Below are 15,999 nucleotides of genomic sequence, written 5' to 3' on the forward strand. Positions count from 1 at the left end.
CTCCGCCGGGCCCCCCCCCCCCGCCCCCCCCGCCCCGCGGGCCGGGGGCCGGCCCGCCGGGATGGTGGTGCGCGCCGCCTACTTGGCGGGGTCCACCTGGAAGGCCTTCGCCAGGTCGTCGAGGACCACGTCCGCGCCCTGGAGGGAGACCGAGGTCATCCAGATGGCGTCGTCGACCTCGTGGACCTGGTTCTTCTGGACCGCGTTCAGGCGCTGCCACAGCGGGTTGGCGACGAACTTCTTCTTGCGCTCCTCACCGCCCGAGAAGGAGGTCATGAAGATGTGGTCCGCATCGGCCTGCTGGATCTGCTCCTCGCTGATCTCGATGTTGAACTTCACCTCGTCGCGCTGGTTCTCCGGCCGCGTCAGACCCATGTCGTTCAGGATGATGCCGCTGAAGGTCTTGGGCAGGTAGATGCGCGTCGGACCGTCGACGAAGCGGACGACCGAGAAGGTGGGCTTGCCGTTGGCGCCGCCGCCCTTGGCGTTGATCGCGTCGCCGACCTTCTTGGCGCGGGTCTGGTACGCCGTCAGCTTGGCGGAGGCCTTGTCCTCCTGGCCCAGCGCCTGGCCGAGGAAGGTGATGTTCTCCTTCCAGATCGGGCCGGTGGTCTTGACGAACACGGTCGGCGCGATCTGGCTCAGCCGGTCGTAGAAGTCCGCGTGACGGACCGTCGCGGAGACGATGAGGTCGGGCTTGAGGGCCGCGATCGCCTCCAGGTTGGGGCTGTCGAGCGGGCCGACGTCCTTGGTCTCCTTCACCGCGTCACCGAGGTAGGGCGGGAAGCCCTTCTGGTCGCGGTACGACCCGATGCCGCCGACCAGCGGCGCGTCGAGGGCGACGACCGCCTCGACCAAGCTGTTGTCCAGCGCCACCACGCGCTTGGGCTTGGCCTTGATCCCGGTGGTGCCCTTGTCGTGGGTGATGGTGCGCGGGAAGCCCGCCGACTCGGCGGCGCCGGGCTTCGCCGACTCGGCAGCCGGCTTCTTGTCGTCGCCGGCGCCACCACAGGCGGCCAGCGAGAGGGCCAGGGCTGCCGTGAGAACGGCAGCGGCGATCCGGCCCGGCCGGCGACGCTGAGTGCAGGTGTTCATCAGTTTCGGTTCTCCATGGGAACATTCGTTCTTAGGTAAGGCTAGCCTGAGTAAGCGCATGGTGAACAGTAGCGGCTCTCCGTGGCCAAATCCAGACGGGGGCGGCGGGGTGATTCGGTTAGGCATCCCTTACCTTATGTAAGTGTCTCTTAAGCCCGTCACCGCCGGCGTCACCGCGGTCCCCGCGCCAACTGTCCCGCCACCCCGTCGAGTTCTCTCCCGCACCCTGGTGCTCACAGCCCTGCTCGCCACCGTGGCCGCCATGGTCTGCGCCTCTCTGGCGATCGGCACCAAGGCCGTACCCCTCTCCGACGTGCTGGCCGCGATAGCGGGCAGCGACGCGGGCGACGCCGTCGTGGTCCGCGAACTGCGCATGCCCCGCACCTTCCTGGGACTCCTGGTCGGCCTGTCGCTCGGCGCCGCGGGAGCAGTGGCCCAGGACATCACCCGCAACCCGCTCGGCGACCCCGGTCTGATCGGCATCAGCGCCGGCGGCTCGTTCGCGGTCGCCGCGAGCATCGGCATCCTGGGGCTGACCAGTTCGTACCAGTACATCTGGTTCGCCTTCCTGGGCGGGGCGTTGGCCGGACTCATCGCCTACGCCGTCGGCGGCACCGGCTACGGCGGCGCCACCCCCGCCAAACTCGCCCTGGCCGGCGCGGCCGTGACCGTACTGCTCGACGCGGGCACCAACACCCTCGTCCTGCTCGACGTGCGCACCCTCGACCAGTACCGCTTCTGGGCCGTGGGCTCACTGGCCGGCCGCGACGCGCAACTCGGCATGGAACTGCTTCCGTTCGTCGTCATCGGACTCGCCCTCGCCCTCGGCCTCAGCGGCCGGCTCAACGCCCTCGCCCTCGGCGACGACGTGGCCAGCTCACTCGGCACGCCGGTCAAGTCCACCCGCGCCCTGGGCGCGCTCGCGGTGGTCCTCCTCACCGGCGCGGCCGTCGCCGCGGCCGGTCCCGTGACCTTCATCGGCCTGGTGGTCCCCCACGTCGTACGGGCCTTCACCGGACCCGACGCGCGCTGGCTGGTGCCGTGTTCCGCGCTCGGCGGAGCATCGCTGATGCTCGCCGCCGACGTCGTGGGCCGCATGGTGGCCAGGCCCGGCGAACTGGAGGCGGGCGTGGTCACCGCGCTGCTCGGCGCACCGTTCCTGGCGCTCCTGGTCAAGCGCGGCAAGCTCAAGGAGCACACCCGATGACCATGACGAGCCCTCACAAGACCGAACGCCGACTGAGCTTCGAGGCCGGACCCGTCGGTGTGGCCGTACGGCCCCGGGTGGCACTCATGGTGCTCGCCCTCGTCCTGGCGGGCTTCGCGGGCCTGATCGCCTCCGTCTCGCTAGGCACGTACGCGATCCCGGTCGGCGAAGTACTGGGCGCGGTGCTGGGCACCGGCTCCGGCGCCGCAGACCTGATCGTCCACCAGCTCCGCCTGCCGCGCGCCCTGACCGCACTGCTGGTGGGAGCCGCGTTCGGACTGGCCGGCGCCGTGTTCCAGGCCGTCACCCGCAACCCGCTCGCCAGCCCGGACCTGATCGGCATCGCGGCCGGCTCCGGGGCCGGCGCCGTGAGCGCCATCCTCATCGGCGGAGTCACCGCCGCAGGCGCCGGCACCTTCGCGGCCGTCCCGTTCGGGGCCCTCGCCGGGGCCCTGCTGACCTCGGTGGCCATCTACCTGCTGGCGTACCGGGACGGCACCATCACCGGCTACCGCTTCGTCCTCGTCGGCCTCGCGGCGAACGGTGCGCTCATCGCGCTGACCCGCTGGATGCTGGCCCGCGCCGACATCGACCAGGCGTCCCGCGCCATGGTCTGGCTGACCGGCAGCCTCAACGGGCGCGGCTACGAACACGTCCAGTGGGCCGGACTCGCGCTGGCCGTGCTCCTACCGCTGACCCTGGCGCTCGCCCGCCCGTACCAACTGCTCCAGTACGACGACGACACGGCGCGCAGCCTCGGCATCCCGCTGAAGCACGCGCGGATCGCGCTGCTGGTCCTCGCCACCTGCCTCACCGCACTGGCGACGTCGGCGGCCGGGCCGATCGCCTTCATCGCCCTCGGGGCCCCGCAGATCGCGCGGCGGCTCACCGGCACCGCCGGCATCCCGCTGGTCACCAGCGCCCTGACGGGCGCCGTGCTGCTCATCCTCGCCGACCTCGGCGCGCGGCTCGTCCTCGCCCCGACCGAACTGCCCGTCGGCGTGCTCACCGGCGCCATCGGCGCTCCGTACCTGCTGCTACTCCTCGCCCGTACCAACCGGGCCGGAAAGGGAGGCTGACATGACCGCCCCGCTGACCGAGACCCAGCCCACCGGCCTCGCGCCCACCGCCATCCACGCGACCGCCCTGCGGCTCGGCTACGGCGACCGGATCGTCTCCGAGGACCTCGACCTCACCATTCCGGCCGGAAAGGTGACGGCGCTCGTCGGCCCGAACGCCTGCGGGAAGTCCACCGCCCTGCGGGCCCTGGCCCGGCTGCTCAAGCCCGCCGGCGGCGCCGTCCACCTGGACGGCGAGGACATCGCAGGCCTGTCCGCACGGGAGTTCGCCCTGCGGCTCGCCCTGCTCCCGCAGACCCCCAGCGCACCCGACGGAATCTCCGTACGCGACCTCGTGGCCCGCGGCCGCACCCCGCACCAGCGGTGGTGGCGCCAGTGGTCCTCCTCCGACGAGGCCGCGGTGGACGCCGCCCTCGCGGCCACGGGATCGGCGGATCTGGCGACCCGGTCCATCGACGAGCTGTCGGGCGGCCAGCGCCAGCGCGTGTGGATCGCGATGGCCCTGGCCCAGCACACGCCTGCCCTGCTGCTGGACGAGCCGACGACCTACCTCGATCTCGCCCACCAGGTCGACGTCCTCGAACTCGTCGCGGACCTCAACCGCAACGAGGGGCGCACCGTGGTGATGGTCCTGCACGAGCTCAACCTCGCCTGCCGCTACGCCGGCCACCTCATCGCCATGCGCGACGGCCGGGTGATCGCCGCCGGCCCGCCGTCCGAGATCGTCACCCCGGACCTCGTCCACGAGGTCTTCGGACTCCGAGCGGCCGTCATCGAATGCCCGGTGGCCGGCACCCCCCTGGTCATCCCGATGGGCGGCCGCCGCGGCGAGATCGCCTGACACCAGGGGAAGCCGGGGGCGCCGTGGCCAGGAGGAAGCTCCCCACGGTCCCCGCACCTCCCGGCCCGTCTCCGCCTCCGGGACCGCCCGGGGCGGAGCGGCTGCCCGCACGGAGACGGATCCCTCCGGTCGGGCAGCTCACGGCTCGCAGCTCTACGGGGACGGTTCCCACTCCTCGGGCCCCGCACCCCGCCACTCCACGAAGTCCGGATCGGTCAGATCCAGGTCCTCGACGTCGTCCAGCCCGGCCGCGGCGAGGAAGACCCGGATGTCCGCGGGCCGGTGCGCGACTCCGATGGCGACGCCGTCGTAGCGGATCCGACGCCAGCCGTTCTCATCGGGCGGGTACACGACCAGCTTCGGATGGGGGGTCATGAGCCCAGCCTCGGGCCGTCCCCCCGCTTCCGCACCTCGCACCACCCGTCCGTGTGGATCCGCAGCCGCGCGGCAGTACGTCGCCGTCGGTGCGGTGCGGGAGGCGCTGGTCCGGGCGGGGGGTCTCCTGTGTGTCCGTTCCCGGAATCGGGGTCTTCCTCGGCGGGGGCTCCATGGTGGTCTTCGTGACCGGCTGGTGCCGGGTGCCCGTACGCCACGGTGGAGGAGACGTACATGGATGCGATCGTGCTGCTGCGCGAGGACCACAAGACGGTCGAGAAGCTGTTCAAACGGTTCGAGAAGACCGGTGACGACGACCTCACCGAGCGGCGGGCGATCGCCGACGAGGTGATCGAAGAGTTGACCGTGCATGCCTGGATCGAGGAGCAGGTCTTCTACCCCGCCGCTCGCGAGGCTGCTCCCGAGACCACCGATCACATCCTCGAAAGCATCGAGGAGCACCATGCCGTCGTGTGGATGCTCTCCGAACTCAAGAACATGGATCCCTCGGACGAACGCTTCAAAGCCAAGATGAGCGTCTTGACCGAGAACGTGCGCCACCACGTCGAGGAGGAGGAGCAGGAGTGGTTCCCCGACGTCCGCAAAGCCATGGGGCGCAAGCGGCTCACCGAGCTCGGCGAGCAGCTCGAAGCGGAGAAGGAGAACGCTCCGCGTGATCCTCTTGCCGTACCGAGCGCGGCCGGCCGGTGACAGACGCCCTCCGGTTCCGGATCCGGCTCCGCAGGCTCCGTCCACGAGCGAACCGAGGTCTTGCGTGAGCAGCCCGATCAGCCTCGCGGAGGGCTGCCTCGATGCCCTCCAACACTTCAGGGAGACGCGGGAGATCAATACCGTGATCCTCCGTTTCGCGGATTCCCCCGGAGTCCTGGTGCCGGAGGTGGAAGGCAACCTGACCCATGACGAGCTCGTTCGCGCCCTGCCCGCGGACGAGGCGCGCCTGGTCGTCTACGAGCTCCCCTTCGCCACCCCGGAAGGTGCCCGCAGGCACCAGCAACTGCTGATCCTCTGGACGCCGCCGGGCGCCGGCGGCCAGGAAGAGGCCTACACGGCCGGCTACAGCGCCCTCCAGGAGCACCTGTCGGACGTCCACGTCCACGTCAAGGCCGGACAGGCGGATCAGCTGGAGTACCAAAGGCTCGTCGCCCTCGCCGGGTGAGGGCCCGGAAGGACACGCACCGGCCGCCGGCCGTAGCCGGCGGCCGGTCACTGCCCCGTCCTCGTGCCTCGCCCCGCGGCCGCGCCCGGCACCTCCTCCCGCCCCGCCGGACCGGTTGCGCGTGGCATGATCACGTCGGATCATGATCGTTGCCGAGGGGGAGAACATGACCGAACAGCCGAAGACCGCCCGCAGGTCCCTGCTCACCGGGGCCGTGGCCGGACTGGCCGCCGGCGCCGCCGTGATGACCACCGGGGGGACCGCCGCCGCGGCGGCCGCGGGCGCACCCGACTGGTTCGACGTGAAGGCGTACGGGGCGATCGGCGACGGCGCGGCGGACGACGCCCCCGCGATCCAGCGGGCACTGGACGCCGCGGCCGCCGCGGGTGGCGGCACCGTCTACTTCCCCGTCGGGAAGTACCTGGTCAAGCCCGCCGCCGGGCAGCCCGCCCTGGCCGTCAAGGCCGACGGCATCCGCCTCGCCGGCGCCGGCGCCAAGGCATCCACCCTGATCAAGGGCGGCGACGGCATCCTGCTGCGGATGTCCGGCACCGGAACCTCCGGTTCTACGGGCTCCACCCACCGCCGATACTGCGCGGTGGAGAACCTCGGCTTCAACGGCAACCGCAAGACCGGCCTGCTGCTGGAGCTCTACTACAACAACAACTCCTACTTCCGGGACGTCTTCATGTCGTCCAACAACGACACGTGCATCGACGCCGTCGAATTCTGGGACTCCCGCTTCTACAACCTCGTCATCGAGGACAGCACGGGCACCACGGGCAGCACCGCCCAGCCCAACATCTGGCTGCGCAACGCCTCCTCCGCCACCGCGGGCGCCTGGGGCTACAGCCAGGACAACATCAACCAGATCCACTTCACCGGCTGCCGCATCGAGGCCTTCGGCACCGGCGCGCTGTGGATCGGGCAGGGCGCCGTCACGTCCAACAACCCCAACGGCGTCTACATCACGGACTGCAAGTTCGAGACCTCCCGGATGCAAGGAGGCCCGCACCTGAAGACCGACGCCGGCTGCAAGCACGTCTACGCGACGAACATCTACTGCTTCGCCGGCGACTTCGCGGCCGGCACCCCGGCCACCGCACGCAACATCATCAGCTGGGCGGCGAGTTCCAGCGCCCTGGAGAACGTGGTCATCGCCAACAAGGCGGGCAAGGCCACCGTCAACGCGGGCGTTTCCCTCTACTCGGGCCCCGGCTCGACGGCGGTGCTGCGCAACGTCGTGGGCCTGTACGGCACCGCGCCGACCGGCACCCACATCTACTACGAGCAGTCGTCCACCGGCGACTTCCGGGTGGAGAACAGCTACGGCAGCAGCGGCGCCCAGGCGACGGGCACGATCCCGGTCAAGAACGCCCCGAACCCGCCGCTGCGGCTGGTCCCGGGCCCCGTCAACGACGCCTCCTTCACCCGCCCGCCGCTGGACGGTACGACGGCCGTGGACTCGGTCAACAAGCGGCTGTACGTCCGGGTCGGCGGCCAGTGGCTCTGGTCGGCCCTCAACAGCTGATCGTCCAGCCGGTCGCTCCGGCAGACGGACCGGCCGCTCACACCGGCCGCTCACACGGGCCGCTCACACCGGCCGCTCACACCGGCCGACACCTCGCCGGGCGCACCGGCCCGATCACCGGTCGGTGCGCCCGGAGCCGCGGGGCCTCCGGGGGGATTTCGGGCCGGTGGCCGCCGCCGCACCGGCGAGTACGACGGCAGGACGACTCCCCGTCGTAGGCTGGATCCGCACGCGAGGGAGATGAGGCTGAGGTGGCCGAGACGATGGTGGCCGAGGTGCTGGCCGAGCTGGCCGAGCTCGAGGACCCGAAGGCACGCGCGGTGAACGAGAGACACGGTGACGATCACGGTGTGAACCTCACCAAGCTGCGCGCGCTCGCCAAGCGGCTGAAGACGCAGCACGAACTCGCGTGCCGGCTCTGGGAGACGAAAGACACCGCGGCGCGGCTCCTGGCGATCCTGATCTGCCGCCCGAAGGCCTTCACGCGTGACGAGTTGGACGGCATGCTGCGCGATGCGCGCACCCCGAAGGTGCACGACTGGCTCGTGAACTACGTGGTGAAGAAGAGCCCGCACTCCGAGGAACTGCGCCTGGCCTGGTCCGCCGATCCGGATCCGGTGGTCGCGAGCGCCGGCTGGGCGCTCACCACCGAGCGCGTGGCGAAGAAGCCCGAGGGACTCGACCTCCCCGGACTGCTCGACGTCATCGAGGCGGAGATGAAGGACGCCCCGGACCGCCTGCAGTGGGCGATGAACCACTGCCTGGCCCAGATCGGGATCGAGCACGCGGAGCACCGTACCCGTGCTGTCGACATCGGTGAGCGACTGCGGGTGCTCGAGGACTACCCGACCCCTCCGGGCTGCACGTCTCCGTTCGCGCCCCTCTGGATCGCCGAGATGGTGCGCCGACAGCACGACCGGTAGGAAGGTTGGCGCTCGCGCTGGCGCTCGCGCCTGTGCCGCTACCTCCGCCGGACCGGGCTGCACCCCAGGCGGCTGGTAACCGGCCCGCCGTGCCCGGTGGGGTCGGCGCGGGTTGCCAGGACACCTCGGAGTCGCGGGACTAGCCTGAAAGAGGAACCCTCCTCGTGAAAGGTGGCGGGGCTCATGAAGATGCGGCGCAGCGGTGTGCTGGTGGCCGCGACGGCGGTGCTCGGGGCACTGGCCGGCCCGGCGGCCTCCGCGGACGACATCGATCCCAGGAAGATCTACGAACGGGCGGCGCCGGCGACCGTTCTCGTCACGGGGAAGTACGCGGAGGGAACCGGCTTCGTGTACGACGCGGACAAGGGACTCATCGCCACCGCGGCCCACGTGGTGCAGGGCGAGCCCTCTTTGAAGGTGGCGGTCGGGGACCAGCCGCCGGCACCCGCCCGTCTGGTCGGGATCGACCCCTGCGAGGACCTGGCCGTACTGGCCTTCACTTCCGTGCCGCCCGATCTCAAGGCCCTGGAGTTCGCCGAGAGCAAGGACGTCCAGACGGCCGACACCGTCATCGCGCTCGGCTACCCGGCAGCGCTCGGCGACGCCAGTCACAAGGTCGTCTACACGGCCGGCTCGGTGCAGAACTCGAACGTCGTGAACTCCGAACCGTCGACATCGCTGCCTCGCTACCCCGCCACGATCCAGCATTCCGCGACCGTGAACCCCGGCAACTCGGGCGGCCCGCTGCTCAACAGCGACGGCAAGGTCGTCGGGATCAACGCGCTGGCCTCCGTCGGCGAGACGCAGGGGCAGTTCTACGCCATCACCAGCGACCACGCCCGGCCGTTGCTCGACACCCTCGACGACGGCGTGGCGCAGAACGACCCCGGCTGGAACCTCATAGGGCTGGACGACCCGGAACTCAGCTCCTACTTCCTCAAGGAGAAGGACCAGGCGGAGGCGGCGACGGCCCAGAAGAAGCTGCTCGACGACGGGGTGACCGGGGTGTTCGTCGTCGAGTCCCGGACGAACTCGCCGGCGTCGAAGGCCAAGCTGGGCACCGGGGACGTGGTGACCGCCATGAAGGACACTCCGGTGACCTCGGTGGCCGACGTCTGCGACATCCTCCAGTCCTCCTCCGCGGGTGAGAAGATCCCGCTGGAGGGCGTGTACTCCCTCAACGCCGACGGAACCGAGACCAAGTTCGGTGCAGCCTGGTCGGCCGACCTCCTCCTGGACAAGGCCACCAGCGCCCCCGGCGGGTAAGGGCGGCTGCCCGCGCGCTGGCCCTGCGGTGCCCGCGCCTGGGCCGAGCAGACCCGCGCGGAACTGCGCGCCACCGGTCAGGCACCCGCCCCGGAACCGGCGGCCGCCGCGCTGGCCGGCCTGACACCGCAACAACTGCGCATCGCACGGTGCGTGTCCGAGGGCGCCGCCAACCAGGTGGCCCTGCGCCTCTGTGTCAGCCCCCGCACCGTCGACCACCACCTGCGCAACGTCTTCGCCCTGCTCGGGGTCCGCTCCCGAACGGAGCTCTCCCTGCTGGTCCACCGCACGGACCGCGCCGACACACGGCCCTGAGCCGCCAAGGACCGTACCGCCGGGCATGACAGCCCCGCCGAGGCGTCCTCTAAAGTAGGCCCACCGACTGATCCGCGAGGTCCGAACGGGCGGACAACGGCCAGGGAGGCAGGGGGAATCGGTGGAGTCGTTGCGGCCCGGTGACCCGCCGGAGATCGGCGGGTACCGCCTGCTGGCACGGCTGGGCGAGGGAGGCATGGGCGAGGTCTTCCTGGCCCGGACGGCATCCGGCCGGCCGCTGGCCCTCAAGACCGTGCACCGGGACCTGAGCCGGGATCCGCAGTTCGCCGACCGCTTCGCGCGGGAGATACGCGCCAACGACCGTGTGCGTTCCGCGTGGACGGTCTCGGTCGTGGATTTCAGTGCTCCGGGAGCGTCCCCGCAGTGGCTGGCGACGGAGTACGTCGCCGCGCCGTCGCTGGGCGACTGGGTGCACCGGCAGGGACCGCTGGCCGCGCCGGCCCTGTGGTGCCTGGCGCGGGAGCTGTCGGCCGCGCTCGTGGCGGTACGGGCGGCGGGTGTGGTCCACCGCGACATCAAGCCCGCGAACGTCCTGCTCGGCCGTGAGCGGCCCTTCCTCATCGACTTCGGCATCGCCCGTGCCGTGCGCGACCCTCGCCACACCCGGACGGGCGCGGTCATCGGCACGCCCGGCTTCCTCGCGCCGGAGCAGGCGACCGGTGCCGTGGCCGCGGCGCCGGCGGACGTGTTCTCGCTCGCCGCGGTACTCGTGTACGCGGCGACCGGCCGCAGTCCCTTCCTGGCCCGCGGCGAGGAACTGGGGCTTCCGGGCCTCCTGTACCGGATCGTTCACGACGAGCCCCTCCTCGACGGGGTTCCGGAGGGGCTCCTTTCCCTGGTGGGGGAGTGCCTCGCCAAGGAACCGGACCGCCGCCCGACCGCCGAGGAGGTGCTGGCGCGGGTCGGCGCCGAGGGCGGGGAGTGGAGCGGGGCGCTGCCGCCGGCCCTGATGGACGAGGTGGGCCGCCGGGAGGCCGAACTGCGCCGGACCTGTGCCGCGTCCCAGCCGCCCGCCCGACCCGTAGCCCCGCCGTGGCCGCCCGCCGCGCCGGCTCCCACGGCGCCGACGCCTCCTCAGGCGGCTCCGGGGACGGCGCTGCCCCGCCCCGTGCCGGCCGGGCGGCGACGTACCCCCCTGGTGGTGGGCGCGGCCGCCGCCGTCCTCGCCACTGCCGTCACGCTCGCGATCAAGCTTCCCGGAGGTGGATCCGAGGGCGGTGCGGGGGACCGGACCGCTGCCCCGTCCGCGCCGTCGCTGCCGGAGGCGTGGGTCGGTACGTGGACCGGCGTCGGGCCCGGGACGCCGGGCGCGGACGGCGTGACGCGGGCCAGGACGGGCGAGTTCTCCGTCACGGTCACGCTGACGGCAGGATCGGTCGGCGACCTCGTCGGCCGGCAGGTCAGCGAGGTGAAGGAGGTCGCCGGCGGGCGGAACCTGGGGTGCACGGAGGCCCTCGAACTCCGGCAGATGAGCGGGGGCAGAGCGGTCTTCGCGGCGGTGACCAGCCATCCGACCGACCGCGAGGCCACCTTCGACTGCCCGCAGGGCAACCTCTACGTGCTGACCATGGCGCAGTCGGACCGGCTGGCGCTGGAGACGGAGGGGGCCCAGTCGGCGGGCGCCCCCGAGGCCCTGACCCGCAGTCGCTGAGCTCCGGCCGGCCGCCCGGGGAGCCCCGGCCCAGCCGCCCGGCCGGCCGGACGACCCGCGGCGGTGGAGCCCGAACACCTCGCGCGCAGGAACCGCGCCGCGTGAGCCGCGTCTCAACCCGGCGGTGGCGCTTGTCTATGCAACGAGTTGCATAGAAGGATCGGGGCATGGCACTAGAGCACGCGATCCTCGTCTCTCTCCTGGAGAAGCCGGGCTCCGGCTATGAGCTGGCCCGGCGGTTCGACCGGTCCATCGGCTACTTCTGGACCGCGACCCACCAGCAGATCTACCGCGTGCTCAAGCGGATGGAGGGCGACGGCTGGGTGGACGTCCTCGAAGTGGCGCAGCAGGCGAGGCCGGACAAGAAGGAGTACTCCGTCGCCCCGGCCGGCCGCTCCGCGCTCTCCGCGTGGCTCCACGAGCCGATCCAGCCCGACAGCGTCCGGCACGAGCTCGCCGTGAAGATCCGCGGCGCGGCCTTCGACGACGCGGCCGCGCTCATCCTCGAGGTGGAGCGGCACCACCGGGCGCACGCGGACCGGCTCGCGCACTATCTGGCGGGCGAACTGCGCGACTTCACCGGTGTGGACGCTCCCGTGGCGGACGACGCCGGCCGCGAGCTCCAGCACGTGGTGCTCCGCGGCGGCATCGCCTACGAGCGGATGACGCTCGCCTGGCTCCAGGACGTGCTCGACACGCTCCACCGGCTCGCCGAGCGCTGAACCGGCGGATCCCGGGCCGGACGGGGTGCCGGGCCGCCCCGCCACCGCCCCGGGGTCGACGCCGGCGTACGCGGCGGCGCACGCACGCACGCCTCGACCCTCCAGCCCCCCCACGCCTCCTCCTTCCCCCACACCTCCTCCCCGACCCGAACCGCACTTCGAAAGGCGAGCCCCATGACCGACCCCCTGCTCTTCAACCCGCGCACCTACGACCCCGCGCACTTCGACCCCGAGACCCGCAGGCTGCTGCGCGCCACCGTCGACTGGTTCGAGGACCGGGGCAAGCGCAGGCTGCTGGAGGACTACCGTTCCCGGGCCTGGCTCGCGGACTTCCTCGCGTTCTCCGCGAAGGAGGGGCTCTTCGCCACCTTCCTGACCCCGGTCTCCGCGGCCGGCCAGGACGAGCCGGACAAGCGCTGGGACACCGCGCGGATCGCCGCCCTGAACGAGATCTTCGGGTTCTACGGCCTGGACTACTGGTACGCGTGGCAGGTCACGGTCCTCGGACTCGGTCCCGTCTGGCAGAGCGACAACGCGGCCGCCCGCGACCGCGCCGCCGAACTCCTCGCCGAGGGAGAGGTGTTCGCGTTCGGCCTGTCCGAGAAGACCCACGGCGCGGACATCTACTCGACCGACATGCTGCTGGAGCCCGACGGCGACGGCGGCTTCCGGGCCACCGGCTCCAAGTACTACATCGGAAACGGCAACGCCGCCGGACTCGTCTCCGTCTTCGGCCGCCGCACCGACGTCGAGGGCCCCGACGGATACGTGTTCTTCGCGGCCGACAGCCGCCACCCCGCGTACGGGCTGGTGAAGAACGTCGTCGACTCGTCCAAGTACGTGAGCGAGTTCCGCCTCACCGACTACCCGGTGACCGCCGCCGACGTGCTGCACACCGGCCGCGCCGCCTTCGACGCCGCCCTCAACACCGTCAACGTCGGCAAGTTCAACCTCTGCACCGCGTCGATCGGCATCTGCGAGCACGCGATGTACGAGGCCGTCACCCACGCGCAGAACCGCATCCTCTACGGCCGTCCCGTCACCGCCTTCCCGCACGTGCGCCGCGAGCTGACCGACGCCTACGTACGCCTGGTCGGAATGAAGCTGTTCAGCGACCGCGCCGTCGACTACTTCCGCTCCGCCGGCCCCGACGACCGCCGCTACCTGCTGTTCAACCCGATGACCAAGATGAAGGTGACCACGGAGGGCGAGAAGGTCATCGACCTCATGTGGGACGTCATCGCGGCCAAGGGCTTCGAGAAGGACACCTACTTCGCACAGGCGGCCGTCGAGATCCGAGGGCTGCCGAAGCTGGAGGGCACCGTCCACGTCAATCTCGCCCTGATCCTCAAGTTCATGCAGAACCACCTGCTGGAGCCGGTCGAGTACGCACCCGTCCCGACCCGACTCGACGCGGCCGACGACGCCTTCCTCTTCCGCCAGGGCCCGGCCCGCGGTCTGGGCTCCGTACGGTTCCACGACTGGCGCACCGCCTACGACGCCTACGCCGCCGTGCCGAACGTGGGACGCTTCCGCGAACAGGCCGACGCCCTGTGCGAGTTCGTCGCCACGGCTGCCCCGGACGAGGCACAGAGCCGCGACCTCGACCTCCTGCTGGCCGTGGGCCAGTTGTTCGCGCTCGTCGTCCACGGCCAGCTCATCCTGGAGCAGGCCCGCCTGTCCGGCCTGGACGAGGACGTGCTCGACGAACTCTTCGGTGCCCTCGTCCGCGACTTCTCCGCGCACGCGGTCGAGCTCCACGGAAAGGACTCCGCCACCGCCGTCCAGCAGGACTGGGCGCTCGGCGCCGTTCGCCGGCCGGTCGTCGACACCGAGCGCGCGGCCCGCGTCTGGTCGCGGGTGGAGGCCCTGGCCGGAGCCTACGAGATGGCGCCCTGAGCGTCAGAGCGGTGACGCGGTGACGCGGTGACGTGCGCCCCACTGCCGTGGGGCCGCGCATCATCCGGCCGTGACGGGCCAGAAGCCCACTCATGAGACGAAGTTGCGGTTCCTCGGTGCGCGGAGCCCGGCCGCTCCTGCTCCTGCTCCTTCCCGCCCAGGCGGCCCTCATGGTCTGCCTGGGCGGGCTGGTCACGGGGCCGGCCGCCCGGCTCTGGCCGCTGTCGGCGGAGGGCGCGGCCGGCCGGGCCCTGGTGGAGCGCCGCGGCGCGGCCGCCACCGACATCACACAGTGGCTCTCCGTACTGGCCGGCACGGAGGTGGTCGTCGGCGTGACCCTGGTCTGCGTCACGGCCCTGCTCGTGCTTCCCCGCGTCCCACTGCGGACCGAGGCGCTGTTCCTCGCGACCACGGTCGCCGCGCAGTCGGCGGTGTTCCTGGTGGTCACGGCCATCGTGGACCGTCCGCGCCCCGGTGTTCCCCGCCTGGACGCCGCGCCGCCCACATCCAGCTTCCCCTCCGGGCACGTCGGGGCGTCCCTCGCGCTCTACGGAGGACTGGCCGTCATCGCCGTGCTGCGCATGCGCGGCCCCTGGCGCTACGCCGTCGCCGGATCCCTGCTGCTGATCCCGCCGGTCGTCGCACTGTCGCGGATGTACCGGGGCATGCACTACCCCAGCGACGTGGCAGGCGGTCTGCTCAACGGCGCGGCGACCCTGCTGATCACCGGGTTCGCGCTGCTCTGCACCCGGGAATCCGCTCCGGAACCCGCCCGCACGGAGCGGCCCGGCCGGGCGCCCGCCTCCCGCACCCACGGGCCGGCCATCGTGGTGCGCCACCCGCACGGATGCCCGGACGAACTCGCCGACCGGCTCCGGGCCGTGCTCCGCGACCACGGCCACCTGGACCTCCGGTGGATCCTTACCTCCGCCGAACGCCCCTGCGGCACCCTGGCCGAGGAGCTCCCCACCGTCCGCCCCGCCCTCGTGGTGGTGTGCGGAGGCGACGGCACCCTGCGCGCCTGCGCCGACGTCCTGGCCGGCACCCGCGTCCCCCTGGCCGTCGTGCCCTGCGGCACGGGGAACCTCCTCGCCCGGAACCTGGGTCTTCCCATGGACCCGGCCGCCGCCCTGGACGAGTCCCTGGCCGGCGACTGCTTCGGGATCGACGTCGGCCGGATCCGCGGCGACGGCCTCCCGCCGACGCGCTTCACCGTCATGGCGGGCGCCGGATTCGACGCCGCGATGGTCCGGGACACCTCTCCGCGGCTCAAGTCGCGCATGGGGTGGGCCGCCTACGTCCTGTCCGCCCTGCGACACCTGCGCGATCCCGGGGTACGGCTGACGGTCCGCGTCGACGGGGGCCGCCCCCGGCGGCGCCGTGCCCGCATGGTCGTCATCGGGAACGTCGGCGCCCTCCAGGGCGGCCTGCCGCTCCTGCCCGCGGCCCGGCCGGACAGCGGACGCCTGGAAGTGGTGCTGTTCGATCCGCGCGGCGCCGCCGGATGGCTCGCCGCGGCCGGGCACCTTGCCGCACGCCTGCTGTCCCGCCGCACGCCGACCGCGTCCGAGCCGGCCGCCTCCGCCGGGGCCGGGGCCTCGGCCGCGCGCAGCGAAGCGGGTGGCGTCCTGGAGTACTTCAGCGTCACGCGCGTCGACATCCGCTGCGCCGTCGCGCAGCCGCGCGAGCTCGACGGTGATGCCGTGAGCGACGGTGTCCGCCTCATCGCGGAGATCGAACCGGGCGCTCTGCGGGTCCGCCTGCCCCGCGCGCCCGGAGCACCCGACGCCCCCCGGCCGGCAGGTGCACCCGCAGAGCGCACCGCGCGCCTCCCGGCGGCTGACGGCCCGGCTTCCTGAGACACGGCCCGGCACCGCTTTCGGCACGTCGGCCGACA

14 protein-coding genes and 1 pseudogene are annotated in these 15,999 nt (G+C 72.1%); 13 read left to right on the forward strand and 2 right to left on the reverse strand.

What is annotated here, in order from left to right; genetic code table 11:
* Positions 1 to 78: 78 nt before the first annotated feature.
* Positions 79 to 1,095 (reverse strand): ABC transporter substrate-binding protein, encoded by a 1,017-nt coding sequence (locus ACFWBY_RS34945; protein WP_385335004.1) that lies wholly within the window; start codon positions 1,093 to 1,095, stop codon positions 79 to 81.
* Between the two features lie 142 nt (positions 1,096 to 1,237).
* Here ACFWBY_RS34945 and ACFWBY_RS34950 point away from each other — a divergent pair, with 142 nt between their 5' ends.
* From ACFWBY_RS34950 to ACFWBY_RS34960, 3 genes are read left to right on the forward strand one after another with little or no spacing between them, the layout of a single operon-like run.
* Positions 1,238 to 2,302 (forward strand): FecCD family ABC transporter permease, encoded by a 1,065-nt coding sequence (locus tag ACFWBY_RS34950; protein ID WP_385335002.1) that lies wholly within the window; start codon positions 1,238 to 1,240, stop codon positions 2,300 to 2,302.
* On the forward strand, positions 2,299 to 3,381 hold the full coding sequence (locus ACFWBY_RS34955) for a FecCD family ABC transporter permease (RefSeq protein ID WP_385335000.1): 1,083 nt from the start codon (positions 2,299 to 2,301) through the stop codon (positions 3,379 to 3,381). The genes ACFWBY_RS34950 and ACFWBY_RS34955 overlap by 4 nt, the downstream gene beginning before the upstream one ends.
* A gap of 1 nt (position 3,382) precedes the next feature.
* Positions 3,383 to 4,222 (forward strand): ABC transporter ATP-binding protein, encoded by an 840-nt coding sequence (locus ACFWBY_RS34960; protein ID WP_385334998.1) that lies wholly within the window; start codon positions 3,383 to 3,385, stop codon positions 4,220 to 4,222.
* 153 nt (positions 4,223 to 4,375) lie between these two features.
* Here ACFWBY_RS34960 and ACFWBY_RS34965 read toward each other — a convergent pair whose 3' ends face one another.
* On the reverse strand, positions 4,376 to 4,597 hold the full coding sequence (locus tag ACFWBY_RS34965; RefSeq protein WP_385334996.1) for a hypothetical protein: 222 nt from the start codon (positions 4,595 to 4,597) through the stop codon (positions 4,376 to 4,378).
* Between the two features lie 234 nt (positions 4,598 to 4,831).
* Between ACFWBY_RS34965 and ACFWBY_RS34970 the strand changes: the two genes are divergently transcribed.
* From ACFWBY_RS34970 to ACFWBY_RS35015, 10 genes and pseudogenes are all read left to right on the forward strand, one after another.
* A complete protein-coding gene (locus ACFWBY_RS34970; protein ID WP_385334994.1) occupies positions 4,832 to 5,308 on the forward strand; it encodes a hemerythrin domain-containing protein in 477 nt (158 codons plus the stop codon).
* Positions 5,309 to 5,372: 64 nt separating this feature from the next.
* Positions 5,373 to 5,774: a cofilin family protein gene (locus ACFWBY_RS34975; RefSeq protein ID WP_385334992.1), complete on the forward strand. Its 402-nt coding sequence runs from the start codon at positions 5,373 to 5,375 to the stop codon at positions 5,772 to 5,774.
* 166 nt (positions 5,775 to 5,940) lie between these two features.
* Positions 5,941 to 7,305, forward strand: a complete 1,365-nt coding sequence (locus ACFWBY_RS34980) for a glycosyl hydrolase family 28-related protein (RefSeq protein ID WP_385334990.1) — start codon at positions 5,941 to 5,943, stop codon at positions 7,303 to 7,305.
* A gap of 263 nt (positions 7,306 to 7,568) precedes the next feature.
* The gene (locus ACFWBY_RS34985; RefSeq protein WP_385335010.1) at positions 7,569 to 8,228 is read left to right on the forward strand and encodes a DNA alkylation repair protein; all 660 of its coding nucleotides are present in this window, start codon (positions 7,569 to 7,571) and stop codon (positions 8,226 to 8,228) included.
* Between the two features lie 183 nt (positions 8,229 to 8,411).
* A complete protein-coding gene (locus ACFWBY_RS34990) occupies positions 8,412 to 9,494 on the forward strand; it encodes a S1C family serine protease (RefSeq protein WP_385334988.1) in 1,083 nt (360 codons plus the stop codon).
* A 24-nt stretch (positions 9,495 to 9,518) separates the two neighbouring features.
* A pseudogene (locus ACFWBY_RS34995) lies at positions 9,519 to 9,809 on the forward strand (helix-turn-helix transcriptional regulator); the annotation flags it as partial.
* Between the two features lie 121 nt (positions 9,810 to 9,930).
* Positions 9,931 to 11,481: a serine/threonine-protein kinase gene (locus ACFWBY_RS35000; RefSeq protein WP_385334986.1), complete on the forward strand. Its 1,551-nt coding sequence runs from the start codon at positions 9,931 to 9,933 to the stop codon at positions 11,479 to 11,481.
* A gap of 167 nt (positions 11,482 to 11,648) precedes the next feature.
* Positions 11,649 to 12,203, forward strand: a complete 555-nt coding sequence (locus tag ACFWBY_RS35005; RefSeq protein ID WP_385334984.1) for a PadR family transcriptional regulator — start codon at positions 11,649 to 11,651, stop codon at positions 12,201 to 12,203.
* A gap of 174 nt (positions 12,204 to 12,377) precedes the next feature.
* Positions 12,378 to 14,102, forward strand: a complete 1,725-nt coding sequence (locus tag ACFWBY_RS35010; RefSeq protein ID WP_385334982.1) for an acyl-CoA dehydrogenase family protein — start codon at positions 12,378 to 12,380, stop codon at positions 14,100 to 14,102.
* Positions 14,103 to 14,194: 92 nt separating this feature from the next.
* Positions 14,195 to 15,961: a diacylglycerol kinase family protein gene (locus ACFWBY_RS35015; protein WP_385334980.1), complete on the forward strand. Its 1,767-nt coding sequence runs from the start codon at positions 14,195 to 14,197 to the stop codon at positions 15,959 to 15,961.
* The last annotated feature ends 38 nt before the right edge of the window (positions 15,962 to 15,999 follow it).

It is taken from the genome of Streptomyces sp. NPDC060049, assembly GCF_042736715.1.
Classification (GTDB): domain Bacteria; phylum Actinomycetota; class Actinomycetes; order Streptomycetales; family Streptomycetaceae; genus Streptomyces.

Bases quoted from the DNA above. Each gene is read 5' to 3' on its own strand.
- ACFWBY_RS34945 (WP_385335004.1), bottom strand. From the start codon at position 1,095: ATGAACACCTGCACTCAGCGTCGCCGGCCGGGCCGGATCGCCGCTGCC.
- ACFWBY_RS34955 (WP_385335000.1), top strand. From the start codon at position 2,299: ATGACCATGACGAGCCCTCACAAGACCGAACGCCGACTGAGCTTCGAG.
- ACFWBY_RS34960 (WP_385334998.1), top strand. From the start codon at position 3,383: ATGACCGCCCCGCTGACCGAGACCCAGCCCACCGGCCTCGCGCCCACC.
- ACFWBY_RS34965 (WP_385334996.1), bottom strand. From the start codon at position 4,597: ATGACCCCCCATCCGAAGCTGGTCGTGTACCCGCCCGATGAGAACGGC.
- ACFWBY_RS34970 (WP_385334994.1), top strand. From the start codon at position 4,832: ATGGATGCGATCGTGCTGCTGCGCGAGGACCACAAGACGGTCGAGAAG.
- ACFWBY_RS34980 (WP_385334990.1), top strand. From the start codon at position 5,941: ATGACCGAACAGCCGAAGACCGCCCGCAGGTCCCTGCTCACCGGGGCC.
- ACFWBY_RS34985 (WP_385335010.1), top strand. From the start codon at position 7,569: ATGGTGGCCGAGGTGCTGGCCGAGCTGGCCGAGCTCGAGGACCCGAAG.
- ACFWBY_RS34990 (WP_385334988.1), top strand. From the start codon at position 8,412: ATGAAGATGCGGCGCAGCGGTGTGCTGGTGGCCGCGACGGCGGTGCTC.
- ACFWBY_RS35005 (WP_385334984.1), top strand. From the start codon at position 11,649: ATGGCACTAGAGCACGCGATCCTCGTCTCTCTCCTGGAGAAGCCGGGC.
- ACFWBY_RS35010 (WP_385334982.1), top strand. From the start codon at position 12,378: ATGACCGACCCCCTGCTCTTCAACCCGCGCACCTACGACCCCGCGCAC.
- ACFWBY_RS35015 (WP_385334980.1), top strand. From the start codon at position 14,195: ATGAGACGAAGTTGCGGTTCCTCGGTGCGCGGAGCCCGGCCGCTCCTG.